Source organism: Niallia circulans (assembly GCF_007273535.1).
GTDB lineage: Bacteria > Bacillota > Bacilli > Bacillales > Cytobacillaceae > Niallia > Niallia circulans_B.
In genome coordinates this window covers 3,080,375-3,098,864 of record NZ_RIBP01000004.1, presented here as the reverse complement: position 1 = coordinate 3,098,864, position 18,490 = coordinate 3,080,375, and the positions used below count along the sequence as shown (strand labels likewise).

At 36.0% G+C, this 18,490-nt stretch carries 13 protein-coding genes and 1 pseudogene; 9 read left to right on the top strand and 5 right to left on the bottom strand.

Annotated features, from left to right (window positions below; all coding sequences use genetic code 11):
* Positions 1-92: 92 nt before the first annotated feature.
* Positions 93-2,333: a formate C-acetyltransferase gene (gene pflB, locus CEQ21_RS23225; protein WP_185766582.1), complete on the bottom strand. Its 2,241-nt coding sequence runs from the start codon at positions 2,331-2,333 to the stop codon at positions 93-95.
* Between the two features lie 521 nt (positions 2,334-2,854).
* Here pflB and mprF point away from each other — a divergent pair.
* The 3 genes from mprF (at position 2,855) to CEQ21_RS23210 (ending at position 8,557) form a co-directional block, all read left to right on the top strand.
* Positions 2,855-5,389: a bifunctional lysylphosphatidylglycerol flippase/synthetase MprF gene (mprF, locus tag CEQ21_RS23220; RefSeq protein WP_185766581.1), complete on the top strand. Its 2,535-nt coding sequence runs from the start codon at positions 2,855-2,857 to the stop codon at positions 5,387-5,389.
* A gap of 112 nt (positions 5,390-5,501) precedes the next feature.
* Positions 5,502-7,118 carry a MutS-related protein gene (locus CEQ21_RS23215; protein ID WP_185766580.1) on the top strand — a complete coding sequence of 539 codons (1,617 nt, stop codon included), beginning with the start codon at positions 5,502-5,504 and terminating at the stop codon, positions 7,116-7,118.
* A gap of 269 nt (positions 7,119-7,387) precedes the next feature.
* Entirely contained in the window at positions 7,388-8,557 is a 1,170-nt protein-coding gene (locus tag CEQ21_RS23210; RefSeq protein ID WP_185766579.1) for a D-alanyl-D-alanine carboxypeptidase family protein, read from the top strand.
* A 509-nt stretch (positions 8,558-9,066) separates the two neighbouring features.
* On the opposite strand, the gene CEQ21_RS23205 is transcribed toward CEQ21_RS23210, so the two are convergent.
* Together CEQ21_RS23205 and CEQ21_RS23200 are read right to left on the bottom strand one after the other, a co-directional pair.
* The gene (locus CEQ21_RS23205; RefSeq protein ID WP_185766578.1) at positions 9,067-9,780 is read right to left on the bottom strand and encodes a restriction endonuclease; all 714 of its coding nucleotides are present in this window, start codon (positions 9,778-9,780) and stop codon (positions 9,067-9,069) included.
* A 153-nt stretch (positions 9,781-9,933) separates the two neighbouring features.
* Positions 9,934-11,553, bottom strand: a complete 1,620-nt coding sequence (locus CEQ21_RS23200; protein WP_185766577.1) for an ABC-F family ATP-binding cassette domain-containing protein — start codon at positions 11,551-11,553, stop codon at positions 9,934-9,936.
* Between the two features lie 333 nt (positions 11,554-11,886).
* Between CEQ21_RS23200 and CEQ21_RS23195 the strand changes: the two genes are divergently transcribed.
* Positions 11,887-12,024 (top strand): hypothetical protein, encoded by a 138-nt coding sequence (locus tag CEQ21_RS23195; RefSeq protein ID WP_164849752.1) that lies wholly within the window; start codon positions 11,887-11,889, stop codon positions 12,022-12,024.
* A 188-nt stretch (positions 12,025-12,212) separates the two neighbouring features.
* Here CEQ21_RS23195 and CEQ21_RS23190 read toward each other — a convergent pair whose 3' ends face one another.
* Entirely contained in the window at positions 12,213-12,944 is a 732-nt protein-coding gene (locus tag CEQ21_RS23190; protein ID WP_185766576.1) for a ZIP family metal transporter, read from the bottom strand.
* Positions 12,945-13,038: 94 nt separating this feature from the next.
* On the opposite strand from CEQ21_RS23190, the gene CEQ21_RS23185 reads away from it, so the two are divergent.
* The 4 genes and pseudogenes from CEQ21_RS23185 to CEQ21_RS27495 all read left to right on the top strand — a co-directional run.
* Positions 13,039-14,223 (top strand): MFS transporter, encoded by a 1,185-nt coding sequence (locus CEQ21_RS23185; RefSeq protein ID WP_185766575.1) that lies wholly within the window; start codon positions 13,039-13,041, stop codon positions 14,221-14,223.
* Positions 14,224-14,392: 169 nt separating this feature from the next.
* The gene (locus CEQ21_RS23180) at positions 14,393-14,656 is read left to right on the top strand and encodes a hypothetical protein (protein WP_185766574.1); all 264 of its coding nucleotides are present in this window, start codon (positions 14,393-14,395) and stop codon (positions 14,654-14,656) included.
* Between the two features lie 165 nt (positions 14,657-14,821).
* The gene (locus CEQ21_RS23175; protein ID WP_127741175.1) at positions 14,822-14,929 is read left to right on the top strand and encodes a YjcZ family sporulation protein; all 108 of its coding nucleotides are present in this window, start codon (positions 14,822-14,824) and stop codon (positions 14,927-14,929) included.
* Positions 14,930-15,036: 107 nt separating this feature from the next.
* Positions 15,037-15,120 (top strand): annotated as a pseudogene (locus CEQ21_RS27495) (YjcZ family sporulation protein); the annotation flags it as partial.
* A 101-nt stretch (positions 15,121-15,221) separates the two neighbouring features.
* Here CEQ21_RS27495 and CEQ21_RS23165 read toward each other — a convergent pair.
* Positions 15,222-16,061 (bottom strand): P-loop NTPase family protein, encoded by an 840-nt coding sequence (locus CEQ21_RS23165; RefSeq protein ID WP_185766572.1) that lies wholly within the window; start codon positions 16,059-16,061, stop codon positions 15,222-15,224.
* 260 nt (positions 16,062-16,321) lie between these two features.
* Here CEQ21_RS23165 and recQ point away from each other — a divergent pair, with 260 nt between their 5' ends.
* Positions 16,322-18,469 (top strand): DNA helicase RecQ, encoded by a 2,148-nt coding sequence (recQ, locus tag CEQ21_RS23160; protein WP_185766571.1) that lies wholly within the window; start codon positions 16,322-16,324, stop codon positions 18,467-18,469.
* Positions 18,470-18,490: the final 21 nt, after the last annotated feature.

The window sequence follows — 18,490 nt, the reverse complement described above, 5'->3', positions numbered from 1 at the left end:
TCCAGTATAACAAATAAAAAAATCCGACAGTTAGTAGGTAAGAGGAGAGCAGCTATCTGCTCTCCGTATTTTCAAGTAAACCTTGCAAAATGTTACATAGATTCATGGAAAGTTCGATTGATTACATCTAACTGCTGTTCGCGAGTAAGCTTGATAAAGTTAACAGCATAGCCTGAAACTCGGATAGTCAATTGCGGATACAGCTCCGGATGCTCCATTGCATCAAGAAGTGTTTCTCTATTAAATACATTAACATTTAAGTGGTGACCAGCTTTTACTCCGTACCCATCCAATATAGAGACAAGATTAGCTGACCGATCTTTCTCTTCCTTGCCAAGTGCTTTAGGAACAATAGAGAAGGTATTAGATATACCATCCAAGGAAGAATCATATGGAAGCTTCGCTACAGATGAAAGGGAAGCAAGGGTTCCTTTAGTGTCCCGTCCATGCATTGGGTTTGCTCCAGGAGCAAACGGCTCTCCAGCACGGCGTCCATCAGGTGTGTTTCCTGTCTTTTTACCGTATACCACATTGGAAGTGATTGTAAGAATAGACATCGTATGCATGGAATTACGATATGTGGCATGCTTACGCAGCTTTTTCATAAAACTCTCCACAAGGGATACGGCAATACTATCTACTTTATCATCGTTATTTCCATACTTAGGGAAATCACCATCTATTTCAAAGTCAGTCGCAATACCAAATTCATCTCTGATTACTTTAACTTTTGCATATTTAATTGCACTTAATGAGTCAGCAACAACGCTTAAACCAGCAATTCCAGTTGCCATTGTTCGCAGTATCTCGGAATCATGCAAAGCCATTTCAATTCTTTCATAGCTGTACTTATCATGCATATAATGGATAACGTTTAATGTATTGATATAGAGACCTGCCAGCCATTCCATCATTAAATCAAATTTTTCCATTACTTCACTGTACTCTAAATACTCAGAAGTAACAGGTGCGTATGCCGGACCTACTTGCTCTTTTAATTTTTCATCCTTACCGCCATTGATTGCATAAAGCAGACATTTGGCAAGATTAGCGCGCGCTCCGAAGAACTGCATTTGCTTGCCTATTTCCATTGCGGAAACACAGCATGCAATTCCGTAATCATCGCCCCAATGCGGCTTCATAATGTCATCATTTTCATATTGAATGGAACTTGTTTGAATAGACATTTGGGCACAGAACTTTTTGAAATTTTCCGGAAGCTGTGTGGACCAAAGCACTGTCAAGTTTGGTTCAGGAGCGGGACCAAGATTGTCGAGTGTATGGAGAAAACGGAATGAGTTTTTTGTCACCAATGGTCTGCCGTCATTCGCCATGCCGCCGATTGATTCTGTCACCCATGTTGGGTCGCCGCTGAATAGTTCATTATAGTCAGGTGTACGTGCAAATTTTACAAGTCTCAGCTTCATGATGAAATGATCAACAATCTCTTGCACTTGCTGTTCTGTAAGCAAACCAAGCTCTAAATCTCTTTCAATATAAATATCCAAGAAAGTGGACACTCGACCAAGACTCATCGCCGCGCCATTTTGTTCTTTAATTGCAGCAAGATATGCCAAGTAAAGCCACTGAAATGCTTCTTGCGTATTGGCAGCAGGTCTTGATAGGTCAAATCCATAGCTTGCACCAAGCTCTTTCAGCTCCTGTAAAGCACGAATCTGTTCAGACAATTCTTCTCTTAGACGCATTGTTTCTTCTGACATAATGGAGCTGGTTGCTCTTTTATCCTTTTGCTTTTCTCCGATTAAAAAGTTTACACCGTAAAGTGCTACCCTGCGATAGTCTCCGATAATCCGGCCCCGACCGTATGCGTCAGGAAGCCCTGTGATGATTGCCGCTTTTCTTGCAAGCCGCATTTCGTCTGTATATGCATCAAATACACCGGCATTGTGCGTTTTGCGATGCTTTGTAAAGAATTCCTCAAGATGCTCATCTGCTTTATATCCATATGATTCACATGCCTGTACAGCCATTCTGATACCACCATTAGGCTGGAAGGATCTTTTGAAAGGCTCATCTGTTTGCACGCCGACGATTTTTTCTTTTGTTATGTCAAGATAGCCAGGTCCATGTGACGTAATGGTGGAAGGAATATCTGTGTCAAGGTTATACACGCCGCCCCTTTCCCGTTCTTTTTTTGAAAGCTCAAGAACTTGTTCCCATAGCTGTGTTGTTTCTACAGTAGGTCCGCTTAAAAATTCGGCGTTTCCATAAAACGGTTTGAAGTTCTTTAAAATGAAGTCGCGAACATTTACTTCCTTTTCCCATGTGCCGCCTTTAAAACCATTCCAATAATTTGTTTCGAGCTTTTCCATTATTATTCACCTCGTTTTTTTATATAACAGAAAGAAAAGATGTTCCTAAAAACAATATAACAGATTTTAATGTGATTTATTTCACATAATTATGTATAAGTTAAGGCAATTTTGTGAATAAAGTGTGAACTCCCTTTGTATCAGTTGTTGAAAGGGGAGGAAGGAATAGAAAATTAATAAAAAAAGCAAAAGGAGAAGCATATAACAAGTTAAGGTTAGTAAAACTGTTATATAATAGTTTCGTAAAAAAGGCTAGTCTGTTTTGTGAAAGTATTTATCAAAAACAACCGATTAGTTTTTTGTCAAAAGAGCATAATAAATTTAATAATGGTAAAAGCATGTAAAAAAGTTAATTTTTATTTTCCGCTTTGCTAATTTTAAGATATGATAAGAGAGTATATATTTTTTCATTCCTTTTTAACATTGATTATTAAGCTTCTATTTAGGGTGTTTTAATGAAAATGGTACATACTGTTTGTTATGGTTTATGAAACGGAAAAAATCTTCTCTGAGGTGTTTTAATGTCATTTATTACAAAAGACCGGATAATGCTGCTGCTGAAAGTACTTTTCCCGGTAACTTTGCTTTTGCTTGTTTCCATGGAATTTCGAGATATGTTCGTCACAATCGACTTCGGACTATTGCTAAAATATATGGAAAAATTGAGTTATGGCACGCTTGCACTTATTATCATTTTGGGGTTTGTAGCACTATCCCCAATGTTTATGTACGATTATTACTTAAGTAAATACTTAAGCTTAGAAATACCGATAAAACGTCTTGTAAAGTTTTCGCTTATAAGCAATTCCTTTTCAAACCTGCTTGGGTTCGGAGGGTTAATTGGAATTGCTTTAAGATCCTACTTTTATAAGGAATATGAACAGGATAACAAAAAGCTGTTAAAAGGCGTCGCTTTTATCACCATGTTTTATTTGACAGGTGTGAGTTTTCTTACTTGGGTGATTTTGTACGACAGCTGGAAAATGCCGTTGATTCAAAATCATCACTGGCTTATGGTCACAACCTTAGTTGTGTCTGCCATACTTCCGATTCTTATTATCAGTTATAAAATAAAAAAAACCAATCTGCATAAGATTATAAAATCACCTAAATCAGGGTTATCCTTATTAGTTTCATCTATTTTAGAATGGAGTTTCATCTATTTTTATTTATATTGGCTCGCATGCCTAGTGGATTTACCTGTATCAGGTTGGGATTTCCTGAAGATTTTCCTTATTGCAGTTGGGGCAGGAATAGTAAGTATGATCCCAGGGGGAATAGGTGCATTCGATTTAGTATTTTTATGGGGATTTGAATACTTAGGTGTATCCACAGAAAAACTGCTTGTTGTACTTCTTTTATACAGAATAGGCTATTACTTTATTCCGTTCTTTACAGGGTTAATTTTGTTAATTCAAGATTTATGGAAAAAATGGAATAAATATTGGAGTAATATTCCAAAAGTGGCTGTACAAAATGTAAGTCATTTCTTCTTAACCATCCTAGTGTTTCTTTCCGGAATTCTGTTGTTAATTTCAGGGGCGGTTCCAGGGATATTAGAAAGGCTTCAATTTACTGAACGACTTATAAGTCTGCCTGTCATGAATTTCTCCCACCATATTTCTGTTGGAACAGGACTTGTGTTGCTAGGACTAGCTAGAGGCATTGAATACAGGGAGAAGCGGACATATCATCTTACGTTATTCGTTTTAGCAATTGCGGCTGTCACAACGTTTCTGAAAGGCTTGGATTATGAGGAAGCAATTATTATTATCGTTGTGCTAATTTTACTTTTGCTGTCAAGAGGGAAATTCTATCGAGAGAGCTTTGTGCTTACATGGGGTAAAATTATTTTTGATATTGTTGTGATTTCCTTTTTTACTTTTGGATACCTGTTACTTGGCTATTTAAATATGCCAACTAGTATCGCAAGTGTGCCGAGGTTTATGCAACCTTATGTTATCGATGATGCAAAAAGTCTTTTCTTAAGTGCTAGTGTTGCGCTTTTTATTGCACTCATTATCATTCTTATTGGTTATTGGATCAAGAAGCCAAAGAGTTTACAGAAATTAAGTTCAGTAGAAGAAGAGGCGGAAATAATGTCCCATCTGGAAAAGTATAATGGGACAACATTAGCTCATCTGATTTTTCTGCATGATAAGTATATATTTTGGAACAAAGATAAGGATGTTTTATTTATTTATGAGACATATGCAGACAAGCTTGTTGTTTTAGGGGACCCTGTGGGAGAAGAAAAAAGCTTTGTGAAGGCTGTTGAGGAGCTTTATGAAAGGGCTGATATATACGGTTATACACCAGTCTTTTATCAGACAAGCAGGAATATGCTGCCGATTCTACATGCTAATGGCTATGACTTCTTCAAGCTTGGAGAAGAAGGACATGTGGAACTAGCGGAATTCTCCATGTCAGGCAAAAAAATGAAAAATTATCGAGCATTAAAAAATAAATTTGATAAAGAAGGCTATTCAGTTGAAGTATCTTATCCAAAACATGACCCACAGCTTTTAAACGAGCTGGAAAACATCAGCTACAGATGGCTTGGCGGCAGAAAGGAAAAAGGCTTTTCGTTAGGATTTTTTGATAAGGACTATTTAAATACTTCCAGGCTTGTATATGTTAAGGATCCGAATGGGAAGATTATTTCCTTCCTCTCACTTATGCCTTCCTACCAGTTGAGAGAAATGTGGTCTATTGATTTAATGAGAAGCCTGCCAGGTTCACCTTCTGGATCTATGGATTACCTGTATTTACACACATTTGAATATTTGAAGGAAGCTGGAGTTGTCAGCTGTAATTTAGGGATGGCGCCTTTGTCCAATCTTAGCCTATCACGCTTTTCATTTATGAGTGAAAAGATTGCAGATCAGATTTTCAAGCATGGACATGTTTTTTATCATTTTCAAGGCTTAAAGAATTTTAAAAACAAGTATTGTGACATATGGGAGCCTAAGTATTTAGGTTATAGAAGAAAATCTTCTCTGCCATTCACATCAGCACAAGTTACAATGCTTGTGGCAAAAAGCAAAAGGAACTGAATGTCGATTCAGTTCCTTTTTTTTGTTTTCAAAAATATAGCTTAATTGGTAATAATATGTATTTTAAGATATGATATTTTAGTATACAAATAATAGAGATGGGAGAAAAAACATGGTTTACCTTGTCATAATTATCAGTATTACTGTTATTACTGTTCTTATTAATATGTATTTTTCTCATAAACGAAGAACACAAATTTTGACCTTATGGGCTAATAATGAAAAATTAGAACACAGTGAAAGTTACCATGAAACGTTTAAATTTTACTTTGAAAATATTAAAAGAAGCAATGATGAAACTGGTATTGATGATATAACTTGGAATGACTTAAACATGAAGAAAATATTTAATAATATAAACTATGCCTTTACATCAATTGGGGAAGAAATGCTTTATTTCAGATTGAAAGCAACGTACAAACAGCATACTATAGACGAAAAGATGATTGCGAAAATAAGCAGTGACAGTCAATATCGGGTTAAGTTATCGATGATTTTAGCAGCATTAGGCAAAGCACCATATACAAATTCCTCTAAGTATATGTTTAAAAATCCTGATAAAAAAATAAATAAACTTATTTTTTTACTTAGTATACTGCCCCTAGTAGGACTCTGTTTGCTTGGTATATCCCTTCCTGCCGGATTAAGTTTATTTTTCGCTAGTGCATTAGTGAATTCCTTTTTGTTTTACATGAACCGTACAAAAAATGAAGCAGAGTTTGAAAGCTTGTTTTATTGTTTACATATCATTCTCACTTCAAGAAAGATAGCAAAGCTAAATAAGGACACAGCATTCTTAAAGAAAACTAGCAATTTAAAAAATGCCCCGTTTATCAGTGTGTTACTGTTAAAAGATGATACGACTGGCACTAATATAATCCTTCATATACTGACAATAGTAAAAGCAATATTTCTACTCGAACATCTTATTTTTCACTATATTATTCGTATTTTACTTAATAATAGAAACGTATATGAGATTGCGTGGAAAAAGACAGCGGAATTAGATTTTTTCTACTCGGTAGCGTTATGGAGAAAAACATTACCATACTATTGTGTACCAACATTCAATAGTGAAAATTCATTTGCCATTCATGATGCCTATCACCCATTAGTGAAAAATCCTATTGGAAATGATTTTTCCTTTCATACTAATAGTCTGCTAACTGGATCAAATGCTTCAGGTAAATCGACTTTTATGAAAACAATCGCTTTGAATATCGTTTTCTCTCAAGCTCTTAATACAAGTACAAGCAAACAAATAAATTTAACAAGAGGACTAGTATATTCCACGATGGCAATGGCTGATGATATCGAAAAGGGACAAAGCTATTTTTTAAGTGAAATTATGGCACTGAAAAGAATTTTTGATACAGTAAAAACAGACAAACAAATATTCGTATATTTGTTTATAGACGAAATTTTTAAAGGAACCAATACAGTTGAGAGAATAGCTGCTGCAAAATCCGTTTTAAATTATTTAAATGACTGTCAGCAAACGAGGATAATGGCAGCAACGCATGATATAGAATTAACAGAAATGCTTGCAGGTACATTTATGAATTATCATTTTAGAGAATATATTAACAATGACGAAATTTATTTTGATTATTCAATAAAAGAAGGTGCAGCTTACACAAGAAATGCAATTGAACTATTGCGGATAACTGGTTTTCCAAAAAAAGTATATGATGATGCGCTAGGAAACGTATCGAAACGGAGCAGGTAGAAGAAAGGGGAAGACATGTTAAAGGCTTGGTAGGAAAAAAATAATGAAGTATCGTTTAAACACTGAACTATTTTATCGATTAGTAGTTCAGTTTTTTTGTGTTTCGATATTTTGGTTTGTTTCAGCCTTTTTGTCACAATTTGGACATAAAATTATTTGAGAATAGAAATTATGGATGATTGAAACATATGATCGCTGTGCAATCAGGAGAATAATCTGGTAAAATAGTCATTAGTTTATAAGAAGATAGAAAATTAGGTGATTAACAAATGAAGATATTTACTGCCGTTCTCTTTTTGCTATTGATGTTGGCTCCTGCAGCAGTACAAGCAGCAGATAAAGACAAGGAGGAAGACAGGCTTGGTTTAAAAGGTGAATCTGCACTTTTGCTTGATGCGAAAACAGGGGCAATTATATATGAAAAAAACGGCTACAAAAAAATGTATCCTGCAAGCCTTACGAAGATAGCAACAGCTATTTACGCAATCGAGAAGGGTTCTCTTGATGATGTGGTTTCTGTTAGTGAGCATGCGGCCGAAGAAGAGGGCACAAGTGTTTATTTGGAAAGCGGAGAGAAGGTCACACTTGAAAAGCTGCTAAATGGTATGCTTATCAATTCAGGAAATGATGCAGCAGATGCAGTAGCAGAATATTTAGACGGCAGTGCTGCGCAATTTACTCGAAATTTCAATGAATATTTAAAAAATGAAATAAAAGTGAATGGAACACATTTTACCAATCCAAGTGGCCTATATGATAAAAATCATTATACAACAGCGTATGACATGGCACTTATCACAAAATATGCGTTAAAAAATAAAGAGTTTCAGTCTATCTTCGGAACAAAGGAGTTAACCTGGGAGGGCTTATCATGGGATACAACACTTGTCACACACCATCTCATGTTAAAGGGAGAGCTGCCTTATGATGGTGTTAATGGCGGGAAAACAGGTTATGTAGATCAGTCTAAACAAACACTTGCCACATCCGCGGAGAAAAAAGGGCTGCAGCTGATTGCAATTGTTTTAAAAGGAGACTGGAAAAAAGACGTTTATGAAGATACTGTAGCAATGCTTGATTATGGGTTCAATGGCTTTAAAAATGAATTTATGCCGCCTGGGAAAAGTTTCAGCACCGGTGGTAAAGAATTTCAGACAATTAAAACAGAGCTTTTAACAGTGCCCATTGATGTTACTAACCCAGTTATTACCCCTTCTGGCCAACTGCTGGTACAGTCAAAAGCAGGGGATACAATTCAAACCATTCAGCTGCAAGAGAATACCCCACAAGAAATACAGCCAGTAAATGAAACCAAGACAGCTGTGGATGAATCTAACAACTGGAATGTTGCTGTGAAAACGACTGTTGGCATGATTGTACTGCTTATTGTTGTGGTAGCTGTTTATATGAATAAAAGAAGGCGGAGAAACGCTGAGTAATGTCAGTTGCAAAGGGGTATAAAAGGTTGTTTTTTAGCTTTAAGAATATGGCAGCTGTTTTTATAGGTAATTTGTATTAGTTTTTGGGTTGCTGTACACCGAGAGTAAATTCCTGAAATTATTATATGAAGAAAATAAGGGCTGCTAAAAAATAACCTATTTAAATTAAACACGAATAATAAATGATTTTATTTAAATTTGAGAAAATGGAGCATGGAGTTATTTAATAAAGTATGGATTTAAAAGCAGTTCGTTTCATTGCGCTGCGGTCACTCGCTTTTTGCGGGGAGGAAGCTGAGCCTCCTCGGCTTCTCCTGCGAGAGGTCTCATCTTTTCCTCTATTTCCCGCAGGAGTCCAGTGGCCTCCGCTCCATTCCACTAAGATTTCTAATTATTGTTTTTAAGCAGAAAAACATAAAAAACCAAACTATTATTAACCTATAGCGATTAAATAGTTCGGTTTGGAATGAGACTTAAATACTTATGTCATACCAGTCTTTAAAAAGATGTCAGCTTCTTGTTTTGGCAGCTGCTTCATCTCTCCAGCGGAGTATTTTGTTTTCTACCCAATGTTTATCCCTACAAGTGATTTTGAATTTACTTGCTTCTATTAAAGCGGCATTGGTATAGGTTGATGTTGTGATAAATTCTGCAAGTATACATTTATGATTCCTCTTGGCAGTGTTTAGTTCACGTATTTCCTTAACTGTTATTTGTTTGCCTTTTTGATAATGTTTAATTTGAATGGCGATATCCGTTTTATGATGTTTATTAAATATTATTAAATCAACTCCACCATCTGCCCCATTGGATGTTTCACGAGGATTAGTGCTTTTTGCTTTATAATACAAGTAACATAACCGTTCGAAATCTCTCCATGTTAATTCATTAAATGGTAGCGTCAATATTTCACTATCTTTGTGTAATAATGAATGAGTTCGCATATTATTAGTGTCTTTTTTAGCAAAAGCTGTGGTTTGTTTTGTTTTTGTTTTTTCTTTGCTTGATGTATTTTTCCTAGAATTTTGTTTTTTCTTACCAGGAATGAGGCTACTAACAAATAAGCCTATGAAAATACCAACGAATAGTGAGGAAAAAAGATAAATAATTGCATTGTCAAATATAGGCGAAATACTGACAACTGTTTCACGAACTTGCCATAAGCCAATAACTAATAACAAAGCAACAAAAGATCCTAGTTTTTGTTTGTTTTTTTCTTGCATTATTTAAAACTCCTTAAGATCATTTTAAAAATTTTTTGTGGAAATAAAAAAATAATACCACAGTTTTTTAATCTTAAGAATACATTATAAATATTATGGAAGTAAATAAATAAAAAAGGTTCCTACAAAAGCAGGAACCTTTTTTATTATCGTTTATTTGTACATGTCAGCTATTTGCTTTTGCAGCTTTGTATCTTCCAAGTACTCGTCATATGTTACTTGTTTGTCAACTAAACCGCTTGGTGTAATTTCGAAAATGCGGTTTGCGATTGTTGATACAAACTGATGGTCATGTGATGCGAACAGCAGGGAGCCTTTAAAGTTAATTAGGCCATTGTTAAGTGCTGTGATGGATTCAAGATCCAAGTGGTTTGTCGGTTCGTCCATTAGTAAAACGTTTGAGCCGCTTAGCATCATTTTAGATAGCATACAGCGCACTTTTTCTCCACCGGAAAGTACTTCAGGTTTTTTCAAGACTTCTTCACCTGAGAATAGCATTCTTCCTAGGAAGCCTCGTAAGAAGCTTTCTGTTTGGTCATTTGGTGAATATTGACGCAGCCAATCAACAAGCGTTTGCTCATTACGTGAGAAATACTCAGAGTTTTCAGCAGGGAAGTAACTTTGTGAAGTAGTAATACCCCATTTAAATGATCCGCTGTCTGGCTCGATTTCTCCCATTAGAATACGGAATAGTGTTGTTTTAGCTAACTCATTTTTCCCAACTAAAGCAATTTTATCATCCTTGTTCATGATAAAGCTGATATTATCAAGAACCTTCACGCCATCAATTGTTTTTGATAGATTTTCGACGCGCAATAAATCGTTGCCGATTTCTCTTTCAGGCGTAAATGCAACATATGGATATTTTCTTGAAGATGGTTTAATATCGTCCAAGGAAATTTTATCAAGCAATTTTTTTCTTGATGTTGCTTGCTTAGATTTTGACGCATTGGCACTAAAGCGCGCAATGAAGTTTTGCAGTTCTTTAATCTTTTCTTCTTTTTTCTTGTTTGCATCATTTGCCATTCTTGAAGCTAATTGGCTTGATTCATACCAGAAATCATAGTTACCAACATAGATTTGAATTTTGCTGTAATCTAAATCAGCAATATGTGTACATACTTTGTTCAAGAAATGTCTGTCATGGGAAACAACAATAACAGTGTTCTCAAAGTTAATCAAGAACTCCTCAAGCCACTGAATTGCCCCAATGTCAAGGTGGTTAGTAGGCTCATCGAGTAATAGAACATCTGGCTGACCAAATAGTGCTTGCGCAAGAAGTACTTTTACTTTTTCAGAACCGCTGATGTCTGCCATCTTTTTAGAGTGCAAATCCTCATTGATTCCTAAGCCTTTTAGAAGGATTGCAGCCTCTGATTCAGCTTCCCAACCATTTAATTCTGCAAACTCACCCTCAAGCTCAGCAGCCTTCATACCATCTTCATCAGAGAAGTTTTCTTTCATGTAAATGGCATCTTTTTCTTTCATTACTTCATACAGTCTTGTATGACCCATAATAACTACTTGAAGCACCTCATGCTCTTCGTATTCAAAATGGTTCTGTTTCAAGATTGCAAGTCTTTCCCCTGGGCCAAGTGACACATTACCAGATTGAGCTTCAAGCTCACCTGAAAGGATTTTTAGGAAAGTCGATTTGCCGGCACCATTTGCCCCAATCAAACCATAGCAGTTTCCTGGTGTGAATTTAATATTAACATCTTCAAATAATTTACGATCGCCATATCGAAGACCAACATTGCTAACTGTTATCATTTATATTTTTTCCTCCAAAATACAATATCCATAAAATTATACCATTATTGGCATGTAAGAAGCTAATTTTTATTGAAATTCTTATCCAATTGATTTAAGTTCATTTAAGTGTCTTTTTTTGTAGAGTTTTTTATTGGAGTTTTTTTCTAAAAAAAAAGGGAATTGTTCTATTATAATAGAATATGATTTGTAAGCGTTAAAATGAGTAAAAGGGGTTTTGCGGGCTTGTAATCGGGAATACGTAAATATCTATAAAATTTTATTAAACGTTCATATTTTTTTCATATATTTTCTGTACAATACATATAACAGGACATAAAGGAGTAGATATAAATGGCTAGAAAACAGCTTGTTGATTTAGTAAATAAAATGAAAAAATCAGGCATTAAAATAAGCTTCACTAAACCTAGATCACATTTAATCGTTCCAATCCGACAATCGACTAAATTGACATCCTCAACTACACATTAATAAACAATAAGAAAACATGTTCACTGTAGATATCGCTTTTACCATCGTTAAGATTGTAACCGGGCGATACTTAATGTGAAACATGTTTTTTTTGACTTTTTATAAAAAGGTCAGTATGTATTCACTGCATTGCTTGCATGTTTTTCACTCCATTACAAGCATATTACTAATAACATTTAAATTTTGAATCATCCAGAAAGAGATGTAAGCGCAAGTGCTATCATTAAACCAGCACAACTAATGAAGCCTACAACAGGACCGCCTTTTTCGTATGCTTCTGGAAGCATAGTGGAGCATACCATCGCAATCAATCCTCCTGCCCCAAATGCTTCTATACTTGCAATTGCTATTTCTGATGCATTTGCAAGAAAGGAATAGCCGATTAAACTGCTTAGTGCGGAAATTAGGACAACACTTGACCAAAGCAGAAAAATTCTTTTCTTTTGATAACCGTCCTTTTTTAAGCCGACGGTGGAGGAAAGCGCCTCAGGAAAATTGCTTATAAAGATTGCGACGATAAATAGTATGTCCACATGATTGCTTGCGATTAAGCTTAACCCAATAATTAATGATTCAGGAATAGCATCCATCAATGTACCAATGAAAATAGCGATACCAGAATGTGCTGCAGTATTTCCGCTCGACCTTTTTCTGTTTGTGCCGCCTTTTTTGTAGAGTATTAGTTCTATTATAGTGAACAGCAATGCTCCGCCAAGAAAAGCAATAGCCGTCCTTTTTATCCCACTCTTTTCCATTGACTCCATAAGCAGGTCAAATGATGAGGCTCCTATTAACACACCTGTTCCAAGTGCCATAAGATAGGCGTTTACTTTAACAGGAATCTTAAATATTAGGCCGATGATACTCCCAAACATTAAAGACAAACTTGCAACAGCACCCCAAATTGCAGCTTCTAACATAGATATAAGCTCCTTATTGGTTTTTTTCTGACATTTATTTTGCTGAATTCAGCAACTGATATATAATGGAAAAAGCAAAGGAGATAATATTTGAATGAAAACACAAAAACAACTTTATATTCTGCAATGCTTTTATTTTTTTGCCTTTTTTGGCAGTGGCAGCATCGCACCGCTGCTAAGTGTTTATTTAAACAAATCAATTGGTTTATCTGGCTTCGAAATTGGAATGATCATGTCAATAGGGCCAGTAGTGACAATATTTTTTCAACCCTTTTGGGGAATACTGTCTGATAAAACGAATTCACCAACAGCCATTCTTAAATTATGTGCATTTTTTGCCGGATTATGCGGTTTAGGGTATTTGTTTATTGACCAGTTTGTCTGGATTTTTGTGATTGCAACAATGATTGCGGTTTTCCAAAGCGCGATTGTGCCGATATCTGATAGCATCACAATTAAATTTACAAGTGAACACAAATTAGACTATGGTAATGTCAGAATGTACGGTGCGCTTGGGTTTGGGATTGCCGTATTTATAATGGGAAGATTGTCTGAAATTGCTCCAAGCATCATCTTCCTGTCCTTTTTCGCGGCATTGCTAATTTGTTCCTTCGCAACTGCCATGATACCGAAGGAGAAGGCTCTAGCTAACGGAAATCCGTTAAAAGGAGCAAGCAAGCTGTTTACACATAAAAAATACATGTTGTTTCTAATTATTACCTTCATGATTTTCAGTCCGAATTTAGCGAATAATACTTTTTTTGGTTTATTTGTGGAAGGTAGCGGCGGAACTTATACAGGGATTGGCATAGCTTTTTTAATTGCTGTCTTGTCAGAGGTGCCCTTCATGAAAATTGCAGGTGCATGGATTAGGAAATTTGGTTTGCTTGAAATCACATTATTCTCTGGCATTATTTCGCTAGTCAGATGGATTTTTTATTTTACAGAACCAAATTTATCGCTCGTTTATGCAACAGCTTTTCTACAAGGCTTTGGAGTTGGTTTGTTTATACCTGCTGGTCTACAGTACATAAGAAAGATTGCTCCTGCTCATTTGATTGCAACGTCCATTACTTTCTATTCCGCCATCGGAAATGGACTTGGCAATTGGTTTAATACTTTTATTGGGGGATTCATTTTCGATCATTATAGTATTTTTTCTGTGTACTTATTTTTTAGTTTGTTGACTGTCATCGGGCTCGGATTAAATGTTTTCCTGCTTCGTTTGGAAAAAAAAGAGGCAACTATTAATAGTAGGCTAAACGAAAATCCGTCATAAATACGTGGATTTATCGCCATTTCTTAAGAAATTATTCTTAAGAAGTGGCGTTTTTTTGTTCTTCTTAACCCGAATTTGCTAATTTTCCGCTCCTATCATAGGGAGGCTGTCCATACTTTTTGTGAGCTTGGACATAAGATATAAGGAAATAAGTGGAGGTGGAAGCATAATGAACAATTATTATAATCAGTGTTCAAAAGGTATTGGGAAATGTGTTCGCATTCGTACACATAATGGCACTGTGCATACGGGAGTCATTGATCGAGTTACTTCGAATAAGGTTTTTATTAGACCTTTAGGCGGCAGAAGAGGATATGGCGGGTTCGGTTTTGGATATTACAGAGGCTATGGTCCAGGCTGGGGCTGGGGTGCAGCTGCTGTAGGATTTTCTTTCGGCTTAATTGCGGCACTTGCATTTATTCCGTTCTTTTAAGACAAAAACAGGCGATTTCTTTTTTATAAAGAAGTTGCCTGTTGCGCTTCTACATAGTACGTAACAAAGTAATTGTATTAGAAAAAAATAAAAAAATGAAATTCGCCCATTCAAGACAACCTGTATCTACATAAGATGCTTATGTGCATGAGGGAGGTGGATTAAATGAGTGGTGAACATACAGCAGGATTTGGTGGAGGCTTTGCTCTCCTTGTAGTGCTATTCATTTTATTAATCATTGTAGGATCTAGTTATGTTGGTTTTGGTTATTAAATAATATAAAAAAAAGAAGGAGTGTTTTATAAATGGCATACGGATATGGTGGATATGGTTATGGTAGTTCTTGCGGATGCGGAGGATACAGCTACGCAGCACCAGTTAGTGGTGGATATGGTAGTGGTGGATTCGTATTAATCGTTGTACTATTCATTCTATTGATTATTGTTGGAGCAGCTTGGCTGTAATATTTTAAGATATAAGAGGCATAAGCGTTCTCGCTTATGCCTCTTTCATTTGCATGCAAAAGTCCTAAGCAAATAATATCAGTGTTAACATAGATATTTCATTATATAATGTGTGTAGAAGTTAGCATTTTGACAATATCGCTTCTTTGTAGATTATAAGATGAGTTATTTAAAATAAACTTTTGGATAGAAAGGTTTTCATACATTTTTAACTCTAGTTTTTTTCTAGCCTGAAGAACCTGTATTGTTCCATCAATTCCATGCAACTGATGCATTTTTCCAAAACCTTGCTTTGTATAGTAATCAATAAAGCCCGTTGACCAGTCTACAGGTCTCTCATCAAATGCTTTTAGAAAAGAGCCTTTTACATCCTCTTGGCTTACATAAAACAACACTGGGTTTAATTTACAAATGATTTCCTCCAAACGAGCGATGTGTTCTGTCAATCTCTCCTGTGCTTCAGCCCATTTGATCATCCCGATTGTTAACGGATTTTGCAAAAATGAGCATTCGAAAATATAAATCTTATCATTGTGCCATGCTGTTTCTGCAAAATCAGCCCATTTCTTTACAGCTAATGCTGCATACTGTTCAAAAGGCAGTTCGTATATGTCATGTTGGAAGATGGAGGATAATTCTATGTCAGTGAATAAGCCCTTGTTTTGGTTCATTAATTTCCTATAAGGCAAAAGGAATAGACCGTTGTTATACTCTACACTCGAATGAAGGATATCTTTTTTATTGATATTTTTTTCAAGTAAGCTCCATTCTGAAGGTGAAAAACAAGCAACTCCATCATAATCTGCAGGGTGTTCGAGGTTTCCTTCAAGAAATAATTCACTTTTGATAGGATGATTCTGCAAGATTTCATGAATAGTTGCTGCAGTAGTTGATTTACCACTGCCAGGCAATCCTTCTACAATAATTAATTTTGTATTCATATCATCAGACCTTTTCTATTAATAGTACAACCAAAGGGTAACATTTGAAGGCAACATCCAAAATTATCACTCCACCGCATTCACCTCAATAACGTAATAGAAGGATATTCTCTAAATAAAAGACAATTCCTTCTATAAGCAGTTTTTTTCGGTTTATTTATAAAAGAAGATTCACATTAATTTGTCGACTTAATACATTCAAAAAAAATGGTACAATGGAAGTAACGAAGTTTTGCTTTCTAGTAGGAGGATTAATATAAATGTTTGAAAAGGCATTATCAGTATTAAAGGAGTATTTTGGATATGATACCTTCAGAATAGGGCAAGAGGAAGTGATACGGCAAATACTGCAAGGGGAAAACGTAGCTTGTATTATGCCGACTGGCGGAGGGAAATCAATCTGCTATCAAGTTCCTGCGATGTTATTCCCAGGTGTTACGCTCGTTGTTTCACCGCTTATCTCCTTGATGAAGGATCAGGTCGATTCATTAACAGAAGCAGGTATTCCTGCAACCTTTCTTAACAGTACATTAGATTCGTATGAATCTTCCAAAAGAATGGGAGATTTGAAGAGAGGGAAATATAAAATTTTATATGTAGCCCCGGAAAGATTAGCTGGGGAATTTTTCATTGATATGCTGAATGACCTCGAGATTCGCTTCATCGCAATAGATGAAGCTCACTGTATTTCCCAATGGGGACATGATTTTCGTCCAAGCTATTCAAGATTAGGACAATTAATCAGACGACTTGAGAAACGGCCGATAGTGGCGGCGTTAACTGCGACAGCAACCCCTGTTGTTAAAGAGGATATTTGTGCACAACTAGAAATCCCTGTTGAAAATACAGTCATAACTGGGTTTGAAAGAGACAATTTATCCTTTTCTGTCGTCAAAGGGGAAGATAAGCATCGTTATATGGAAGGATTTCTAAAAAATAACAAAGAAGAATCTGGAATAATATATGCTGCCACAAGACAGGATGTTGAAAAGCTTTATGACCGTTTAACAAATAAAGGTTTTCTAGTGGCTAAATATCATGGTGGCATGAGTGACAAGGCAAGAGAGGAACAACAACAAAAATTTATTAATGACGATTATCAATTGATGATTGCTACAACAGCCTTTGGGATGGGTATCGATAAAAGTAATATTCGGTTCGTCATTCATTATCAGCTTCCGAAAAATATGGAAGGCTATTATCAGGAAGCTGGCCGTGCCGGCAGGGATGGACTTCCAAGTGAATGTATTCTTTTGTACTCTGCACAGGACATCCGTATCCAGCGGTTTCTCATTGATCAGACAACACATGATCCCGCTAAACAGGAGCAGGATTTGGCCAAGCTGCAGGCAATGATTAATTTTTGTCATACAGAGGATTGCCTCCAAAAATATATTCTCCACTATTTTGGAGAGCAAACAGAGCAGAAATGTGAAAGATGCAGCAATTGTAAGGATGAAAGACATGTTGTTGATGTGACAGTTGATGCACAAAAAGTCCTTTCCTGTATGATGCGTATGGGCGAAAGATTTGGAAAAACAATGGTCGCCCAAGTGTTGACAGGCTCAAAAAACAAAAAGATAATCGACTTTTCCCTAGATAAAGTTAAAACATATGGCATTATGAAGGAACAGTCTGCTAAAGCTGTCAGTGATTTCATTGAATTTCTTATATCGGAAAATTATATTGCTGTCAGCAGTGGCTCCATGCCAATTTTAAAGGTGGCACCAACAGGGAAAGAAGTGCTGCTTCAGAAAAAACAAGTGCTTAGAAAAGAGCAGGCCGAAGCGAAGGTTATAGTTGAAGATAATGACTTGTTCCAGCGATTAAGAATGTTGCGGAAAAGCCTTGCAGACAGCGAGGGAGTTCCTCCGTTTGTTATTTTTTCTGATCAGACACTTAAGCTCATTTCCAGTCAAAAACCAGAAAACGAAGAAGAACTAGCTAATATAAAAGGGATAGGCGATCATAAGCTACAAAAATACGGCGGGATCATTCTTGAGACACTGCAGTCATATAAACAGGAGAATCCTGAAGACTGGAAAAAAGAACATGAGGTCACAAGTACAGATACTAGCATGTTGCCTAAGAAAAAACCGAAAACAGAAAACTCTCATTTAGTTTCCCTTGAATTATTGCAAGCTGGCTTGAATATAAAAGAAATTGCGGAAAAAAGGGCGATGACTCCTATCACTATTGAAAACCATTTGCTGAGATGTGATGAAGAAGGAGAAGTAATTGATTGGAGTCAATTTTTATCTCTTGATGATCATCAACAAATAGAAGCAGTATTAGAACAGGGTGAAACTGATAAGCTTAAGCCTATTAAGGAACAGCTTCCGGCACACATCAGTTATTTTCAAATAAAGATAGCACTCGTCTTATTTGCAAGAAAACAAAAGATATAACAAAAGGAGAAGCAGTTTTGC